Origin of the sequence: Pseudoalteromonas sp. SCSIO 43201 (assembly GCF_023716725.1) — a bacterium.
GTDB lineage: Bacteria > Pseudomonadota > Gammaproteobacteria > Enterobacterales > Alteromonadaceae > Pseudoalteromonas > Pseudoalteromonas peptidolytica.
The window spans coordinates 2,609,670-2,627,723 of the sequence record NZ_CP072683.1; the positions used below are offsets into that span (position 1 = coordinate 2,609,670).

The 18,054-nt window shown below is 43.4% G+C and carries 11 protein-coding genes; 4 read left to right on the top strand and 7 right to left on the bottom strand.

All coding sequences use genetic code 11. The features are described 5' to 3' along the window. Nucleotides 1-200 precede the first annotated feature (200 nt). From J8Z24_RS11200 to J8Z24_RS11210, 3 genes are all read right to left on the bottom strand, one after another. Complete coding sequence (locus J8Z24_RS11200; RefSeq protein WP_252094690.1) at nucleotides 201-866, bottom strand: GAF domain-containing protein; 666 nt, start codon at nucleotides 864-866, stop codon at nucleotides 201-203. Between the two features lie 128 nt (nucleotides 867-994). Then, nucleotides 995-2,653, bottom strand: a complete 1,659-nt coding sequence (locus J8Z24_RS11205; RefSeq protein WP_176033646.1) for a fused response regulator/phosphatase — start codon at nucleotides 2,651-2,653, stop codon at nucleotides 995-997. 21 nt (nucleotides 2,654-2,674) lie between these two features. Next, nucleotides 2,675-2,980: an STAS domain-containing protein gene (locus J8Z24_RS11210; RefSeq protein WP_128731259.1), complete on the bottom strand. Its 306-nt coding sequence runs from the start codon at nucleotides 2,978-2,980 to the stop codon at nucleotides 2,675-2,677. A gap of 142 nt (nucleotides 2,981-3,122) precedes the next feature. On the opposite strand from J8Z24_RS11210, the gene J8Z24_RS11215 reads away from it, so the two are divergent. Beyond that, entirely contained in the window at nucleotides 3,123-3,452 is a 330-nt protein-coding gene (locus J8Z24_RS11215; protein ID WP_176033647.1) for an SUI1 family translation initiation factor, read from the top strand. 122 nt (nucleotides 3,453-3,574) lie between these two features. Here J8Z24_RS11215 and J8Z24_RS11220 read toward each other — a convergent pair whose 3' ends face one another. Continuing rightward, complete coding sequence (locus J8Z24_RS11220; protein ID WP_252094691.1) at nucleotides 3,575-6,538, bottom strand: EAL domain-containing protein; 2,964 nt, start codon at nucleotides 6,536-6,538, stop codon at nucleotides 3,575-3,577. Nucleotides 6,539-6,903: 365 nt separating this feature from the next. Here J8Z24_RS11220 and pheA point away from each other — a divergent pair, with 365 nt between their 5' ends. Then, the gene (gene pheA, locus J8Z24_RS11225; RefSeq protein WP_125254099.1) at nucleotides 6,904-8,058 is read left to right on the top strand and encodes a prephenate dehydratase; all 1,155 of its coding nucleotides are present in this window, start codon (nucleotides 6,904-6,906) and stop codon (nucleotides 8,056-8,058) included. A gap of 301 nt (nucleotides 8,059-8,359) precedes the next feature. On the opposite strand, the gene J8Z24_RS11230 is transcribed toward pheA, so the two are convergent. The 3 genes from J8Z24_RS11230 to J8Z24_RS11240 form a co-directional block, all read right to left on the bottom strand. Beyond that, on the bottom strand, nucleotides 8,360-11,200 hold the full coding sequence (locus J8Z24_RS11230) for a discoidin domain-containing protein (RefSeq protein ID WP_176033648.1): 2,841 nt from the start codon (nucleotides 11,198-11,200) through the stop codon (nucleotides 8,360-8,362). A 144-nt stretch (nucleotides 11,201-11,344) separates the two neighbouring features. Beyond that, the gene (locus J8Z24_RS11235) at nucleotides 11,345-14,329 is read right to left on the bottom strand and encodes a TonB-dependent receptor (protein ID WP_252094692.1); all 2,985 of its coding nucleotides are present in this window, start codon (nucleotides 14,327-14,329) and stop codon (nucleotides 11,345-11,347) included. Nucleotides 14,330-14,929: 600 nt separating this feature from the next. Beyond that, nucleotides 14,930-15,661 carry an AraC family transcriptional regulator gene (locus J8Z24_RS11240; protein ID WP_176033650.1) on the bottom strand — a complete coding sequence of 244 codons (732 nt, stop codon included), beginning with the start codon at nucleotides 15,659-15,661 and terminating at the stop codon, nucleotides 14,930-14,932. A 157-nt stretch (nucleotides 15,662-15,818) separates the two neighbouring features. On the opposite strand from J8Z24_RS11240, the gene J8Z24_RS11245 reads away from it, so the two are divergent. Then, the gene (locus J8Z24_RS11245; RefSeq protein ID WP_252094693.1) at nucleotides 15,819-16,979 is read left to right on the top strand and encodes a Gfo/Idh/MocA family protein; all 1,161 of its coding nucleotides are present in this window, start codon (nucleotides 15,819-15,821) and stop codon (nucleotides 16,977-16,979) included. Nucleotides 16,980-16,986: 7 nt separating this feature from the next. Further along, nucleotides 16,987-18,042, top strand: a complete 1,056-nt coding sequence (locus tag J8Z24_RS11250; protein ID WP_128731267.1) for a sugar phosphate isomerase/epimerase family protein — start codon at nucleotides 16,987-16,989, stop codon at nucleotides 18,040-18,042. The last annotated feature ends 12 nt before the right edge of the window (nucleotides 18,043-18,054 follow it).

Below are 18,054 nucleotides of genomic sequence, written 5' to 3' on the forward strand. Positions count from 1 at the left end.
TCGGATGATTGACATCCGATTCCAATAGCGTTGATGGTAACATACAGATTTGTTACCAGTTACCATATTTATCTAGAATTTTATTCATTTTTGTAAACTTGTCCGCACCTAAGCAGAGGCAAGTTTACAGACTAAAATATCAAGTGGTGCTAGTTATCTTAGGGCTGCTACGCTACCAATTGAATAAAGAAATAGACTGGTCATTTTGGTAAATACTGTGGGATGCGAATACATGCAGCGGCCAAGAACGCGAGTATTTCCTCATCAAAAAAAGCCTCTGTAAATGCTTCAGCATCAATAATACCAATACATTGCTCGTGCTCATTAAATAAAGGCAAACACACCTCAGCTTTAACTTTAGGGTCGCACGTATAATATTCCCCTCCCCTAGCAACATACGCCGGTATATCGTTAATTACCCGTGCCTTTGCACTTAGTACCGTTTGAATATTATTTGACGTTGCTGCAAAAGCCTCTGTTATTGGAAATAGTGGTCTGCTCGGCGCACCATGGTAAGCCAGTTTAAGCAGCTGCTTACTCTCTTGAGTTTCCCTAGCTTGATAGATCCCAAACCAGTCTACTGCGCTATGCGCAACCACAGCCGACACTATTGTTTGCAACTTGCTCAACGCATACTCATTAGATTCAGCTTTTTCTATATATTCCTGCAATAAAAAAGGCGTGTCTTGTAGGTTGCCAAATAAACTACAACTACCTCCTTCACCAAGCTCTGGGATTTGATAAGACCACACCGCCGAACTTGTGTTTTGCTCAAGGAATGTATCTACTTTGACTAGTTGCTGCTGTAAAAGCTCAGGTTGGATTGATAACCCACTTAAAGAAATATAACGTGACATTTTAGCCATCTAAACATCCAGATTGAAATTAATGCAAGACTAACACGCTGGTGTCACATTGCCAACTCAAAAGTAGTAGTTTTATAGCGGTTTTCAAGCTTTGGTATGAGTATAATAAAAGAGCGTCTGAGTTTGCTTTAAATAGATTCGGAGGTAAGTGAATACACCATTTCTAACTCATTCCCAGCGCTGTTATAGCTGACACTTTGTGCAATTTCCCCCAGCAAACTTACGCCCCGACCATGACTATACTCCTGCTTCACTTGATTACGTGTGCCCGCTTTAAAACCATTTCCGGAGTCACAAATAGAAAAATACAACTTAAGCTCTTCAGGGCTATAACGTACAGAAATAATGATCAATGCTTCTTTCAGCTCTTTTAAAACGCTCTCTCTGAGACAGTAATACTCAAAAAAGCCGTCTTCTTTATTTTTTATTTCTGAATCAAGACCCAATACACCATGATCAAGTGAGTTATTATATGCCTCTGATAATAGTAAGAAAATATTGGAGCGATGTGCTGAAATACCATCTACTTCGCTTAACAAATCAACCAACTCAAGCACGGGATCGGTTGTTTTCATCTGCTGTGCATCCAAGGAGAGTGATATATTGAATGGAAGGCTTGAATAATGAGATGGGACTGATGCCACAGATTCACTCGCCACACAGTTGATGATTGCAATGCTTAAATCATCTTGCTGCTCCCCACTTCCTGTAAACTCCCTCACTTCAGAAATGATTTGCTCGGTTGAAATAACAGGTCGGCTTGCTAGCAAACGTTTTAGTCTTCTCTCTCCATACATGTCCCCCCTATCAGATTCTGACTCTATAATACCATCTGTTGCCATGACCAAACGTTGTTCAGGGTTTACCTCAAAGTGCAATAAGTTTCGCTCAAATTCCTCTGTGTCCAGTATCCCCAATGCCATATGCTGGCTTTCTATTGTTTTAATCAACTTGCCGTTTCTGTCAATAAGATAAAGATCTGGTAACCCACCGATCCAAGCAGAAATACTCTTACCTGAACTACTTAATTCAATGATGGCTGCGGCGCAAAACATATGCCCAGGTAATAATTCATTCAGAGCTGTATTCAATTCAACGGCAATATCACTTACCGCCATCCCTTTTTGAACCATGGTATAAAAGATCCTTGAAGCGGGTAATGCCCCCACTGCCGCAGCAAGTCCATGCCCAGTAAAATCGCCTAGTAGACAATAAAATCCTCCCATCGGACTTTTTGCCATTAAAAACATATCACCGTTAAACATAGAGGCTGGTGATAAATGATACTCGCATATCTCAGGATACGTTGTCTGTTGGGCTAGAGCATTACTGAATATATGCTCGACAATTTCATGCTCTCGTTCGATTTGATTGTAGTGATACTCAAGCTGTCGTTTTTGTTCGTTACTTTGTTGACTAAGCCTTCGAGTTCTCGCATGTGCTTTTATTTTCGCCGACAAAATGACTTTATCAAACGGTTTGTGAATGAAATCATCCCCACCTACAGCGAGACACTTTTCAAAACTACTTTGATCTTCCAATGCGGTAATAAAAATGATTGGTAAGTACACATTTCCGGCATGTTGTTTTATTTTTGGCGCGGTTTCAAAGCCATCCATCACTGGCATCAACACATCCAACAAGACAATATCGATGTCATGAAGCGCGAGAATTTTTAGCGCCTCAGAACCATTATGAGCACAAAAAACAGTGTAAAATTGCTGCTCAAGCATTGTCGTGAGAAGTCTGCAATTCAGTATTTGATCATCAACAACCAAGATATTCATGAGGGTTTAATCTTGCTGTGATCAGTCAATATCGAACTTTTTATCAAATCTTGATATTTGAAGGATTTTTTTGAGTTGAGGGCGACAGTTACTTATATGAATACTAGAAACGGAAGTACCGAGTGTTTTCTTCATGTTCAGCAGCATACCCAGTGCAGAGCTATCCATGTAATCAGTTTCACGCAAATCGACCACTACCTTTTCGGTTTGATCGCTGACTTCCGCATAGGCTTGTCGGAACGACTGCACCAGATTAAAGTCAAACTTTCCCCTGATTTGAATTGTTAATGTTTTACCATCAGCAGAAGCATTTTTACTTAAGCTCATCTTTAAGCTCCTAAATTATTTTGATTTGTTTCCCCTCACCAGTTTAAATATAACGCTTAAAAAGCATTTAGCAAAAAATAAAAACATCTAATCTGCTTTTTGTTATCATCTTATAAAAGAACCAGCTATAAGGCCAAATTAGATGTCAGAATCTAGACTCGTATACTCGACAGATATAGGTCGTATCGATACAAAAGAACCTAAAAAACAAATACAAGGAAAAGTATTTAAAGATGGTGCCGTACGCATTGAAAGGCAAACAAAAGGCCGAAAAGGTAAAGGCGTCATGTTGGTAGTGGGTATTGATGGTGAGCAGCACGACCTAAAAAAAATAGCTAAAACGCTAAAGTCCAAAATGGGGCAAGGTGGTGCAGTCAAAGAAGGAGTTATTGAAATCCAAGGTGATGATAGAGACAAGCTTAAACAGCTTCTAGAGGGTCAAGGTTTTAAGGTAAAAATCGCGGGCGGTTAATTGTTATAATACATAGATTAAGACTTGTACGGTGTATCGCGTGCAAGTCTTATCAAACTAAAAAGCAAAGCAATATGGATACCAATCGCAGTTAGTGAGCGGACCAATACAATCACAATAAACTATATCGTAGGAACGAACTTAAATATATCGGCTTCACAAAGTGGTGGGCTGTAGTAGTAACCCTGCACAATATAGCAATTGTTTTTCGCCAGGAATGCCATTTGAGCTTCGGTTTCCACTCCTTCAGCAATTACCTGTAAATTTAATTTTTGCGCCATTGCAATAATTGCTGCGGTAATTTCCATATCATTAGGATCTTCAGGTATATCTTTTACAAATGAGCGATCTATTTTGAGTATATCTACTGGAAAGCGCTTTATGTAGCTAAGCGAAGAGTAACCGGTACCAAAATCATCAATAGACAACGACACTCCTAATGATTTTATGTGCTTGAGCTGAGCAATTGCTGCTTCGACGTCTCCCATTAACATACTTTCTGTCAACTCAAGGTGCAGCTGCGTTGGTTCTATCTTTGTTTTTTCAATAATATCCGACAACGTTTTAATAAGCTGTGCATCTTTAAACTGCCGCGCTGATAAGTTAATTGATACATTGCCAATTTTACCAGCTGTTTTCAGTCGACGAGAAAAGTGACAGGCTTCTTCCAATACCCAAGCACCAAGCTCAACTATCAGCCCTGTAGCCTCTGCTATTGGAATAAATTTACTAGGAGGGATAGCCCCCTCGATTGGGTGAAACCAGCGGATCAACGCTTCATAGCCCACCACTTCAGTGGTTTCACTGTTTACCTGTGGTTGATAATACAGCGTAAACTGCTTCATTTTTATTGCCGTACGTAATTCATTTTCGATATATAATCGTTCATTTGCTGCGGCATCTAGATCTTGGCTATAGAAATGATAGGTATTGCGGCCTTTGGCTTTGGCTTGATACATGGCCAAATCGGCATGTTTTAGGAGCTGCTCTTCTTCTTGGCTATCAAAAGGAGCCATTGTTATGCCAATACTCGCACTGACTATAACCTCGTTATTACCCAATTTGATTGGCTGTGAGAGCGTTTTTTGAATAATATTTGCCACGTCCATGGCTTTTTCTCGTTCATTAATACCACTGAGCAGTACCGCAAATTCATCACCACCTAACCTTGCAATGGTGTCCTCGGCACGAAGACGTTTTTTCAATCGTGTCGCGACTTCAAGGAGTAGGCGATCCCCAGCATCATGCCCTAAGGTATCATTGATCCGCTTAAACTCGTCTAAGTCAAAGTAAAATAAAGCAAAGGCGTAATGACCGCGCTCTGCAAGCGCCATCGATTTGCGCAGCTGCATTCTGAAGAAGGTACGGTTTGCAAGCCCCGTTAGCGTGTCAAAATATGCAAGCTCCTCCATCTTGCGCTGGCTTTCTTTAACAAACGAGATATCTTGAGCTGAAGCAACATAGCTTGAAATTGCACCGCCCTCTTCACGGATAGGCGAAACGCTCAAACTCACCCAAATAGGTGCTTCTCGATTACCAGCAAGCATTGTATCACCGCGCCAATAGTTACGACTGCGCAAATCAATATCAATGTCATCAATTAAAATTGCCATGTCTTTTGAAATAATACTCAAAAGAGGTGAGCCTATAAAATGCAGTTCATCATAGCCTGTCATTTCTTGCATCTTAGGGTTTACATACTCAATTTGAAAATGCTCATTAGTTAACACCACCCCTGTGCCCGAAAAAGCCACTGCTTTAGATAACCTGTTTGCCGCTTTTTCGGCTATTTCTTTTTCGGTAATACGCTGATTTAGGCCGTTGACAAGTTGCCTGATCTCTACGCTCATATCATTAAAAGAGGCATTAAGCTGACCAATTTCATCGTCAGTGTTTGGCAACGTTGGCATATCCCATTGACCACGACCGAACCCTTTTACCGCTTTAACTAGCGCATTGATACGTTTGAGCACCAATTGATATAAAACTTGATGTAATAACAGCGCAACAAAAATCGCGTAAAGAATAAACAAGCCAAAGAACTTCACCTTTAGTTCTTCTATTGCTGAAATAGCAGAAGCACGCTTTTTGTATATACCAATGTACCAATCTAAATTGGCAATATGGGTAACGTGCATAATATGCCATTTATCCCTGTGCTTAAATTCATCTTGAATATTAGGTAGCTTGGTGAATAGTGCTGCTTGTACAATTTTGCTTAACCCCTCGGGCAGCTCAGTGTAGTCTTGGAGTTTGCCAGTGATAGCAGTCGGTTGAAGTAAACCAGGCGCAGCTAATAAGCGCCCCTGTTTGTCAAAAACAATAAAATTTTGTTGTTGATCAGAGCGCGGAAGTTTCTCAAGTAGCGTCTCTAATTCAATATCACTCCCAGTTAGACCAATGTAGGTATCATCAAGATAAAGTGGAACCAAAATGCTGATCACCCATTTGTTCCATACTCGATCAAAATAAGCGCCTGACCACACGGCCTCGCGCGTTGGGTTTTGATCTGCATGTAGTATTGGCAAATTATGTAGCTGGTTATTGACTAACCGAGGGTCTTTGGCCAGCAGTGCATTTGGGGGCGCGACTCTCACAAAACCATCTTTTGTAGAAAGATAAAAGTTAAAGAAATCTTGTAACAGTGGAGGCGCGAGTATATTCCAAAGTAATTCCGACTCTGAAAAGAGCTTTTGCATTGCTTGTGAATCATTGCCATCAGTATACAGAGCAGCGGATAAGCCATTTCTTGCAGTGCTTGCAAGGTTATCACCCCGCTTTTCTATATTCGCGGGCGCGCCAGAGAAGTCTTCACTGCTGTAAAGAAGGTGCTTGGCGACAACAGAATTTGCTTGCTCAGCTAAGCTAGACTTTAACTCTAAGTAGCTTGAAAACTGACTGTTAACCTGTGCGCTGAAACGTTTTAGCTCATCATATTCTTCGTAGATTAACTGCTTTTCTTCAGATTTTAGCATCAATGCGGCCGCAAAAACGCCAGAGATCAGGCATATTGCCGAGATCAGCATCGATAATTTTACACTTAAGGAGTTCGCACCATATCTGGATGGTGGGCGACGATTACCCACAAGTTAGCCTATCTTCTATTTGTAGTGGTGTATTGCCTGAATATATCAGAATATTTTTCGACTCGCCAATAAGTTACGTTTGATTAACCTATATATAAGTCAAACAGATGAAGTGTCTCTATTGATAGCCCCTAAGAATTTTTTCCACCACATTCAAACTAGTACTTGTGTTTCGTTTTGGTTCTATGTTAATAATGTATTCGATTTCAAAATAAGGTTTGAAAAAATGAATTTCATCACACGCAACGCATATTTCTTTTTTGGCTTCTTTAGGTGAAGAGGCTTGACTGTTCGCGAGTGAAAAAGAATAGCTAAGCCTCCCAACATCGGGGGGCTTTTTTTTGGCTAAATGGGAGTGAGGACCTATGACACAAGACACATTAGATGCCCTTAGGCATGACATCAATGAGATAGATTCAGAGTTATTAATACTACTGGCAAAACGCCGCCGCATTAGTCACGGCGTGCTTGAATATAAAATAGCCAACAATAAGCCAATCCGTGATGAAGCGCGTGAGCAAGCACTGCTAGAGAAATTAATCCGCTATGGTAAATCTCTGGGTCTAGATGCTTTTTACATAAACAGCGTTTTCCAAACCATCTTAGAAGACTCTGTATTAAACCAACAAGCCATGTTGCAAAAGAATTTAAATCCCGATGCTGTAGGTGATACACATCGCGTTGCTTACCTTGGCGGACAAGGGTCTTACAGCCAACTAGCATGCCATAAATATTTTAGCCGTCGTCCCGGCAAGCTTGTGGAAATGGGTTGCCAAAGCTTTGATCAAATCACCGAGCAAGTAGAAAAAGGCCAAGCCGATTTCGGCATTTTACCCATTGAAAATACCAGCTCTGGCAGCATAAACGAAGTATTCGATTTACTACAGCATGCGCAAGTCTCCATTGTGGGCGAAGTAACGCATACCGTGGAACATTGCTTACTAGCACTGCCTGACACAGAGTTACAAGCTATTGAAAAAATCTATGCGCACCCACAACCTTTTGCCCAGTGCAGCCGTTTCATTCAAGGCCTTGGCGATATTCAGCATGAAACATGCGACTCGACTTCAAGTGCGTTAAAGCATGCGGCTGAGCATCCAAATAGTGCAGCTATCGGCTCAGCTCAAGCAGGAAAAAACATGGGTCTTGAGGTAGTCAAGGCGGGTCTTGCAAATCAAACTGAAAACCATAGTCGTTTTATTGTGGTCGCAAGAAAAGCACTTCAAGTGTCCACTCAAATCCCAACTAAAACTAGTTTAATTATGGCCACCAAACAGCATGTTGGCTCACTTGCCGACGCGCTAATGGTATTTAAACAGCATAATATCAATATGGTTAAGTTAGAGTCACGCCCAGTACCTGGTAACCCTTGGGAAGAAGTTTTTTATGTAGATTTGCTTGCCAATATTGCAGACTCACAAGTCCAAGTGGCACTTGAAGAGTTAAAAGATCATACCCAGTTTGTACGCTTACTGGGCTGCTACCAGAGCGAATCGCTACAAGCTGTGGATGTATTATGATCCCAATTTAACTCAATACTTGCTCAATTTGAGGGATTAAATCTGACGCTAGCTGCGTTAAAAATTTCTCATATAGAGCAAATAGCAAAATTTTTGCCTTGCCTACAGGGAGGTAGGTACCTTGGCGATAGTAGGACGCGGTAGCGGGGCTATCGACAAGATTTTCTTGCCTCAAAATAGACCGCTTAATTAAGTAAATTGGCATAATCAACCATACTAAATCACTCTCATTGAGAAAAATAAAAAGCCAAAGCGCAAATTGCATTCTGGCTTTTTTGGTTGAGATTTATTTAACCTTAGGCTAGTCGCCGCTAAGACCAAGGAGCTCAATTTCTGAGATCTGTACTAAGCCATCGTTATTCGCATTTTTGCTAATGTTTAGACGATAACTGCGATAGGCAAAAGCATTGGAGAAAGTAAACACTCTTCGTTGTAAGCGTTCATCCCAGCGCTCACCTACCCAAACCGCGACTTCTGTCCACGTCTGACCACCATCATTAGATCCCAGTAGCTGAAAGTTTTCGGGATCGCGTTCTGGCGCATCATTGGCACTGGTGATAGCCAAACCACTCACAATCTGTGACGCAGTAAAATCAGCTTGGATCCAAGATGGTGATCCCTCTGTTGGCGGGCCTTGCCATTCATTGTGATCTAGCCATTTTGTCTCGGTATCATTATCAAACGCTTTTTGTTCACTTTCCGCATCTCCAATACGATTACGCGCGGTAAAGCTTGTTCCAGCCAAGTCAGACAAGTCTTCAAGTGCATACTGAGGTCCAGCGAGTTCAATTTCAGCTATTTGCACTAACCCATCATTATTCGCATTTTTACTGATAGACAAGCGATAATGTGTGTAAGCCAAGCCATTAGCAAACGCAAAGGCTCGACGTTCAAAACGCGATTCAAACGGCTCCCCTACCCAGGTATTTAATAATTGCCATACTTCCCCATCGTGAGATGCCAAAAGTTGGAAGTTTTCAGGGTCACGCTCCGGCGCATCATTGGCGCTGGTAATGTACAAAGTATTTACCGCTTGCGCTTGTGGTAAGCTTACTTGAACCCAAGCTGGATCTTCAGCAGTGGGAGGCCCCTGCCAATCGTTGTGATCGAGCCACTTAGTCTCAACATTTTTATCAAAGGCTTGCGCTGCGCTCTCTGAATCGCTAATACTAAAACGCGCCGTGTAACTCGCACCTTGAACTTGTGCATGATCTAATCCAGAGATTTCTGGGCCGATTAATTCAATCTCAGCAAGCTGCATCAAACCATCATTATTTTTGTTCTTGGTTATCTCAAGGCGATAGCTTTGATATGACAATTGATTCGCTACCGCAAAGCTTTGGCGCTCTCCTCTTGCTTCAAAAGATTCACCAACCCAATTACTCAACTGCTGCCATGTAACTCCGTTATCGTTAGAGCCAAATAAAGCAAAGTTCTCAGGATCTCGCTCAGGAGCATCATTGGCGCTCGTTATCGCAAGCTGATTAACTGCCACCGCCTCATTAAAATCTACTTGGATCCATGAAGGCGCTTCGACAGTAGGTGGGCCTTGCCAATCATTATGATCCAGCCACTTAGTGGTTGGGTCGTTATCAAATGCCTTATCTTGGTTTTCTGCCTCACCGATACTGTTGCTTGCCGTGACCGCAAACGTCTCAGTATCCGTATGGTCAACGCTCGGATAAACCGGCCCAACAAATTGAATTTCTCCAATTTGCAGTAAACCATCGTTATTTTTGTTTTTTGTCACAGCAATTCGGTAGCTGGTATATTTTTGCGCATTACCAAATACAAAGCCTTGACGTTCAAAGCGCGCTTCAAACGACGCCCCAACCACATTGCCCAAATTAACCCAACTCGCGCCCTCATCGTTTGAAGCTAATAACGAGAAGTTTTCTGGATCTCGCTCTGGGGCATCGTTAGCACTGGTAATGTAAACACCACTAATTGCTTGTTGAGTGGGAAAATCCACTTGGATCCAAGATGGTGCTTCCTCTGTCGGTGGCCCCTGCCAATCATTGTGGTCAAGCCATTTAGTTTGCGGATCGCCATCAAATGCCTTGTCTGCACTCTCGGCGTCACTAATCGCATTTCTTGCTGTAATAGTGGCACCTGATGTCACGACTTGCAGCATGGGTCCGGTGGATACCGGCTCATCAAATAGTGGTAGTGCTAAGTCCATAATACTATCGGCACTAAGACCTAGCTGCTTCGTTAATGGGTGAGCTTGCAGCGCGTTGTAGATTGGCAATCGAAGCGCTTCAAGTGCAGCTTCATCACCGCCAAGTGCGGCGCTAAGATTACTAGCAGAGTCGCTTAAGATACCTTGCAAGGAACCTTGCTCGTCAAACTGTGCAAACGCAGCATTGAATAGGGAAAGCTTTTGCACACTCTCGGAAACATACGTCATCTCGCAACTTTGCTCACCAGAGTCAGAGGTTATGCAAGTTTCCCCTAATTCAAAATTCGTTAATTGGTCAGCGCTAACCACAGGTAACTCAAAAACATTAGTGTCCCCTGTTTGCCAGCCAAGAGCCCGAAGCAATATCGCAGACATCTGGGCTTTTGCCAGTGCCATTAATTCGGGAGTGGAGACATTACGCCCCTCGGCAATCTGCTGCTCCACCAGCATGGTTGCTAGTGTCGTCAAGGCGTTAATTTGTAAGGTAGCATCAGCACTACCATCGGCATTTGAACCAAACGGCACGGCAACATGACTTAGAGTAGCCAAAGTCACACCAGAAATGTAATCGCCACTTACCTGCTCCCCAATACCTACTGAGCCACAGCGACTCGCGTCGCAGCGCATCTGCGAGCCTTCGCTCGTTGTGGCGGTCACTTTAATAGTAGAATTAATACCAAACCCAGCTTTACCAGTCAGTTCTATAAACCATTCCCCCGTTTGACTGGTTGTCGAGTTCTCATCCATCATCATGCTAGAGCCATTGAGCGCCGTCACCGAAATGCGGGCTTGACTCAACGCGCCTTTTATCACTGAACCTGATACTTCTGCCGTCGTCACAACAGGGGTTACTGGCACTTTTTCAACTTTTGGAGCATCGCTCCCGCCGCCACATGCAGCCAATAAACTGCTAACGGCAATGAGCGGGATCGCATTTCTTATTTTATTTAACGTGTTCATATTTATCCCTTCTTACATATCAACCAACTCGTGTGAATAGGTTGATATAAACGCACCACAAGCAGGTGATAAGCCGTGATATTGTTTCTCGTTGTACTGACACGACTTCACCCGGTTTGCATTACTTTATGGTTATCGCCAAAGTTAAAATCGGTAGGTGATCCCGGCATAGTAGCGCTGCCCGGTGTAGCTGCTGCTGCGCAATCTCGCTTTAGAATCTTCACCATAAAAGGTTCTCGGTTCTTCTTTGGTTAGGTTGATAACAGACGCGGTTAGGATCAGGTTTTCCATCAAGTTATAAGAAGCGTTCACATCAACTTGTTGATATGGTTCCTGATATACAGTGAGCCCGTCGGCAAGCCCCAAAGCGGTCTCTCCTCGGCGGTTATATGATGCTCTGACACTGAAAGTGTCATTCTCGTAATAGACGGAGAAGTTAAATTGATTATCTGCACTACCGACAAGTGCAGACTCACCGACCTTTTCACCGTCTACGCTAATGTCTGCCTGATTGGTATCGTTTAGGGTGTAGTTAACGTTGAGACCAAAGCCATTATCGAACGCATGTTGTGCAAACAGCTCTACTCCCCGAGAGGTTGCGTTTGTACCATTGGCGGTGGTGGTAAACGGCGTGACGGTAATATCACCCGGCGGCACAATTTCAACACCGGTAAAAGGGTTATTAAAGCCCTCAAACGGCCTTACTGAGGTAATGATCAAGGGCACGATAAAGTTATCTACGTCTTTGTTGAATACCGCAATACCAACCGCAGATCCTTCGCCATAATAATACTCCGCAGATAAATCCATCTGTACAGATTCAAATGGTTTTAGCGCTTTGTTACCCCCTGAACCACGCCATCCAGGCTCCACAGGGTTGCCTCTAAACTCGAGCCTGTCGTCTGCCCATTCTTGAGAGATAAAGGTTAACTGCTCGGGTGCTCCCATGTCGTTGAACGGGGCTCGAGACATCGTTTTGGCGATAGCACCTCGTATAACAAGATTGTCGCTGGCATCCCAGACAATATTGAAGCTAGGTAAAAATTGCGAGTCGGTTACGGTACGCACGGTGGTGGTTTCAACGTCAATAAGGCGCTCATCACCTAAGATATCTTCTTCGGTGACATCATCAATGTCATCTAAAAAGTAGTTAATTTTATCCGATGACATAATCTGCGTTTCAGTCTCGACATAGCGTACCCCAATGTTTCCTCTAAAATCTCCAAAAGAAAAATCGGCTTGTAGATAGGCGGCCATGATCTCTTCTTCTATGTCGAACACAAAATCAGGCTCACGGCGCGTGTGCTTAACATATTCACTGGTCACGATTTCGCGGTATCTATCCCAATTGATCGTGGGCATGGTATTTACTTCAAAGCCGCCTGGGATATTTTGTTCAGACGTTGTATTCAAAATATCTTCCAGTTTTGGCATACCACCAACCCACTGGTAAGACACCTCATCAATGGCACCTTGACTGAATGGATCAAGCTCGCCACTGGCAATTCTGTCAGCCCCATCTTGAGTGATGAAGAAGGTGTTGTTGGTTTCGCGGTGCAGTGTCGCTTTACGATATTTAGCACCAACATGCAGCGTATCAACGATGCCGTACCCGACGCGATAATCAAGGTCTAACTGGGCATAGTCCTCTTCTAAGTCACTGACGACAAAGCTTGAACCTGTCGAACCCGGGTCGGGATCGCCGGCAATACCAGCCTGAAGGTTAGACAGCAAAGCGGGATCGGCGTACAGCGACACTCTGTCGCCTAATCGCCACCCAGCAAATGAAGCGGCGTTTTCAATCTGTCCAGAATCGCTGCGACTCGCAGGTTGGCCGCTTTTATACGCCGCGCTCCAAGATTCTGAAGGGCCTCCGCTGGCTTCAGTGTGACCCAATTTACCACGTAAATCATATAAATCACCGGCATATTCAAAAGCGAAGTCGTAGGTATCCGAGGTGTCTTTTTCTACCGTGTAACTACCAATGATCCAAGGAAATTCAAGATTCCCTTCAGTGCCACCAGCGCCACTGGTGAAGTCCATGCCTGTCACAATCGTACCGGTTTCGTCTAGGGTAATACCGGTAAGGTAATCTGGGCTGTACTTCCACTCTGGGATCCACATTTGTGACGTGGTGCGATTTTGCCCAAGCTCAAAATGAAAATGATTGAATGTTAAAGATAAATCGTCTACTGGACGCCATTGAATGGTGGCTTGTAACCCCTGACGTTCACGTTTTTCTTTGGTTACCCCAACACCTGCAACTTGCGGTGCCCAAACACCATCATAAACGTTACCATAAGCATCTTCTAACGCTGCAAATCGACGTGTACTATCAGCAATCACATTGCCCGCCGTGTCCGTTGCTGGTAATTCTGAACTTGTTGCCCAACGCCAACCGCCACCGCCCGACATATCACCGCCTAAAGACCGGTTGGTGCGGTCTTGATTGGTATAACCAACTAGCAAGCCAAAGGTTTCTTCTTCGTTTTTCCAAGAATAAACACCGCTAAAATTAGGCTCGTACTCTTCAGTCACATCAGCGTAGGTATATTCAACATTTAACGCCCCAGAATTTGCCTCCATATCCAGTGGTTTACGGCTGTGTAGAATAACCGTGCCGCCGACCCCACCTTCATCTAAACGCGCCTCAGAAGACTTAAACACTTCAACCGATTGCACCATAGTAGAAGGCAACAAAGAGTAACTAAAAGAGCGCGACGGCGAGCCCGGAGAAGAAGCAATAAAATTGCCGTTTAACTGCGTAAAAGTAAGATCAGAGGAGAGGCCACGAATACTGACGTTTTCCCCTTCCCCGCCACTACGAGAAATCACCACACCGGGTACACGTTGCAGTGAATCCGCCACATTTTTATCGGGAAACTTGCCAATATCTTCTGCTGTAATGGCATCCACAATCGCGTTTGATAAACGCTTAATCGCCAAGTTTTCAGCCATAGATGCGCGGATCCCGCGCACCTCAATCGTTTCGATTTCCTGCGCCTGCTCTGTTTCGGCTTCTTCAGCCATTGCCCAGTTAGTCGCTGATAATATCGCAAGAGCGAGTACAGACTTGCTAAATTGCCGTGAATTTCCTGCTGCATGGCTTCTGTTATTATTATTGGCCATTACTATCTCCAAATTTTTATTTTTATAAAATCATGCGTCCCTTGCTGCTCCATGACGGATGATCTTATGACAACCCTTTTTGGCTTCCTTAAAGGGGGGCAACCAATTGTAATACTCGTTCAGCATAGTGAGTGCATTAACAAAAGTGATAATAGAATATCGGTTTGGAATAAAACAAAATCGGCGTAAAGGTTAAAAAAGATGCAAACCTTCATACGCTTCATTACCGAAGAAGTATGCGCTATATTCACAAAATACGACGATATTGGATAGCTTTGTATCAGGATGGGAATAGATAACCGCAAGAAAAAAAAGAAGAAATAAAAGAGTCCTGAACTTCACTTGCCCAAATAAAATATTTAATTCCAATAAATCAACCAAAGAGAATAAAATGATTCTGGTAAAAATGGTACGTATGCCAACTTTGGGTTCTACTAGTCTGTGAAAGCTGACCACCCAAAAAAGAGATAAAGTGCAGTAACCACTAAATAGCCTGAAGTGCTAATAACAAACCTATTAACGCTTATTGTAAACAACAGTGGTTTATGCCCCAAAAACCACGTTCAGCACTAAATCTAACGCTGCTGGCGCTGCAACTCGCTAGTCAACTGACGCTAATTTTTTGCGTAGCTGTGAAGGAATATCACCAAATAATCGACGAAATTGCTTACTAAAATAACTAGGCTCTGAAAAACCACATTGATAGGCAACCTGCGACACAGGTAAACGGGTTTCAACTAATAGCTTTCTGGCATTTTCTAATCTGACTTCATTAATAAACTGGTTTGGGGTTTTTGCTAGGTGCTTTTTAAACCTACGCTCTAGTGCGCTCACGGAGAGGTGAGCTACGTCTGCTAATTCTTCGATACAGATATGACGATGATAATTGGTGCGAATAAATTCAACAGGAGCTTCGATTGCTCTAACATGAGAGAGCGCCTTTGACGTTTTTTCAAGATGCCGAGTGACACCATATGTACCCAAAGTATTACCATTTTCATCTAATAGCACATGCTTAGATGTAGAAAACCATGCCAAATCACCGCTACTCGTTTGATTTAACTCTAGTCTATCTGTCACTATGTACCCTTCCATCACCCGCTTATCATCATTTACATATTGAAATGCCAAATGTGGTGGCGAGAAGTCGAAATCGGTTTTGTACAATATTTGTTCTAATGCTTTATAACCTTGGTGCTCAACAAACTGTTGATTCGCGTGCACTATCCTACTGTCTGTATCTTTCACCCAAAAAAGAATATCTGGGATCAAATCAAACGCCGCTATTAGTTGATTGACCCCAGCTTGAGTCAAAATGCTTTGCTCTATCACACCCTTTCCCATCTTAACAAAATGAACTAAACCAATTTATTTAAACGCCGATTTTGTTGCATTGTCAACCGAATTTTTATTACCGCTGAGGTATGGCACTTCCCTATTATCAATAGCATCAGATCAACTCACCTTGATAACTCGATGGAGCTAAACAATGGATAATTGCAAAATCCGTATGGCCATGGTTGGTGGTGGTGAAGGTGCTTTTATAGGCGCTGTACACCGAATTGCAGCACGTTTGGACGGCCAGATAGAATTAGTAGCAGGCGCTTTTAGCTCAGATCCACAGAAAAGTATAACAATGGGTAAACAGCTAGGGTTAGCACCAACACGTTGCTATGATGACTACCACATGTTATTGCAATCTGAAGCTGCGCTTCCTGAGTCTGAACGCATTCATTTTGTCGCTATTGTGACACCAAATCACCTGCATTTTCCGATAGCGGCAAAAGCTATCGAGTATGGCTTTCATGTATTAAGCGACAAGCCTGCAACGCTGAATTTGTCCGAAGCATTACAACTACAAACCTTATTACAACAGACAAATTGCCTGTATGGGTTGACTCATACCTATACAGGTTACCCCATGGTGAAAGAGGCACGCCACCGTATTGCCACAGGAGAACTTGGTAATATTCGTAAAGTCGTTGTTGAATACAGTCAAGGATGGCTTGCAAGTGAAGATGACGAACAAAGTAAACAAGCAAGTTGGCGCTTAGATGCGAGTCAATCTGGGATCAGCTGCTGTATGGGTGATATTGGCGTACATGCAGCCAACCTCACCGAATATGTAAGTGGCTTAACTATCACTTCTCTTTGTGCAGATTTAAACACCGTTGTTTGTGGGCGCCAGCTAGATGATGACGGCACGGTATTATTACGTTTTGATAATGGTGCAAAAGGCGTGCTACTAGCAAGTCAAATAGCACTTGGTGAGGAAAATAATCTCACGTTAAAAATCTATGGCGACAAAGCCAGTATCGAGTGGTCACAAATGGAGCCTAATAGCCTCTGGCTACGCATGAAAGATGCACCGGCTCAGTTACTCCGCACAGGAACCGGCACGCTTTGCCACGCCGCGACCAATGCGACCCGTGTGCCAGCAGGTCACCCTGAAGGCTATCTAGAGGCCTTTGCCAATATTTATCTTAATTTTGCCATGCTTATTCAAGCGCGCCAGCAACAACCGGATGTCCAGCCAGAAGACTTTGACGTACCGAGTATTCAAGCGGCAGTTCGCGGTATGGCATTTATAGAAAACGCAGTTGCTGCCAGTGCAAAAGAAACCAAGTGGCACCCTTTTAACATCGGATAAAATACACATGAAACAAATCAAAGGACCGGCAATTTTTCTCGCGCAGTTTGCTTCTGAGCAAGCACCATTCAACGACTTTAGTAGTATTTGTCAATGGGCAAGCCAATTAGGTTACAAAGGGATCCAACTACCTAGCTGGGAGGCGCGATTATTTGATTTAAGAAAAGCCGCTGAAAGCCAGGATTATTGCGATGAAATTACTGGCATTGCCAATGAGTATGGCCTTACTATTTCTGAGCTATCTACACACTTGCAAGGTCAGTTGGTTGCCGTACACCCAGCATATGACCAGATGTTTGATGGATTTGCACCAAAAGAGGTGCATGGTAAAGCACAAGCAAGAACACAATGGGCTGTTGATCAATTACTGCTTGCAGCCAGTGCGAGTGAAAAGCTAGGGCTAACCGCTCATGCCACTTTCTCAGGCGCGCTGCTTTGGCATACTGTTTACCCTTGGCCGCAAAGGCCCAGTGGACTTGTTGAGCAAGGCTTTGAGGAGTTGGCTAAACGTTGGCTGCCTATTTTGAACCGTTTCGATGAGGTAGGTGTAGATGTGTGCTACGAGCTTCATCCCGGTGAAGATTTGCATGACGGGGTCACCTTTGAGCGCTTTTTAGCAGCGACCAATCACCACCCCCGAGCCAATATTCTTTATGATCCGAGCCACTTTGTTTTACAGCAATTGGATTATTTAGCATTTATCGACATCTATCATGAGCGAATAAAAGCATTTCATGTAAAAGATGCCGAATTTATCCCCAACGGCCGCTGCGGTGTATACGGCGGATACCAAGGATGGCAACAACGGCCAGGACGGTTTCGTTCATTAGGTGACGGACAGGTCGATTTTAAAAAAATATTCAGCAAGTTAACACAGTACGGTTTTGATGGCTGGGCGGTGTTGGAATGGGAGTGCTGCATTAAACATCCCGAAGATGGCGCCAAAGAAGGGGCTGAATTTATTAAACAAAACCTGATCAGACCCACAGAGACAGCCTTCGATGACTTCGCAGGCAGTAGTACAGACACCGAGCGCAATAAGCAAATACTCGGTTTAATATAAACAGGACAGCGA

Excerpts from the sequence above, each read along its gene's own strand:
- J8Z24_RS11200 (WP_252094690.1), bottom strand. The coding sequence starts at position 866 with ATGGCTAAAATGTCACGTTATATTTCTTTAAGTGGGTTATCAATCCAA.
- J8Z24_RS11205 (WP_176033646.1), bottom strand. The coding sequence starts at position 2,653 with ATGAATATCTTGGTTGTTGATGATCAAATACTGAATTGCAGACTTCTC.
- J8Z24_RS11210 (WP_128731259.1), bottom strand. The coding sequence starts at position 2,980 with ATGAGCTTAAGTAAAAATGCTTCTGCTGATGGTAAAACATTAACAATT.
- J8Z24_RS11215 (WP_176033647.1), top strand. The coding sequence starts at position 3,123 with ATGTCAGAATCTAGACTCGTATACTCGACAGATATAGGTCGTATCGAT.
- pheA (WP_125254099.1), top strand. The coding sequence starts at position 6,904 with ATGACACAAGACACATTAGATGCCCTTAGGCATGACATCAATGAGATA.
- J8Z24_RS11230 (WP_176033648.1), bottom strand. The coding sequence starts at position 11,200 with ATGAACACGTTAAATAAAATAAGAAATGCGATCCCGCTCATTGCCGTT.
- J8Z24_RS11235 (WP_252094692.1), bottom strand. The coding sequence starts at position 14,329 with ATGGCCAATAATAATAACAGAAGCCATGCAGCAGGAAATTCACGGCAA.
- J8Z24_RS11245 (WP_252094693.1), top strand. The coding sequence starts at position 15,819 with ATGGATAATTGCAAAATCCGTATGGCCATGGTTGGTGGTGGTGAAGGT.
- J8Z24_RS11250 (WP_128731267.1), top strand. The coding sequence starts at position 16,987 with ATGAAACAAATCAAAGGACCGGCAATTTTTCTCGCGCAGTTTGCTTCT.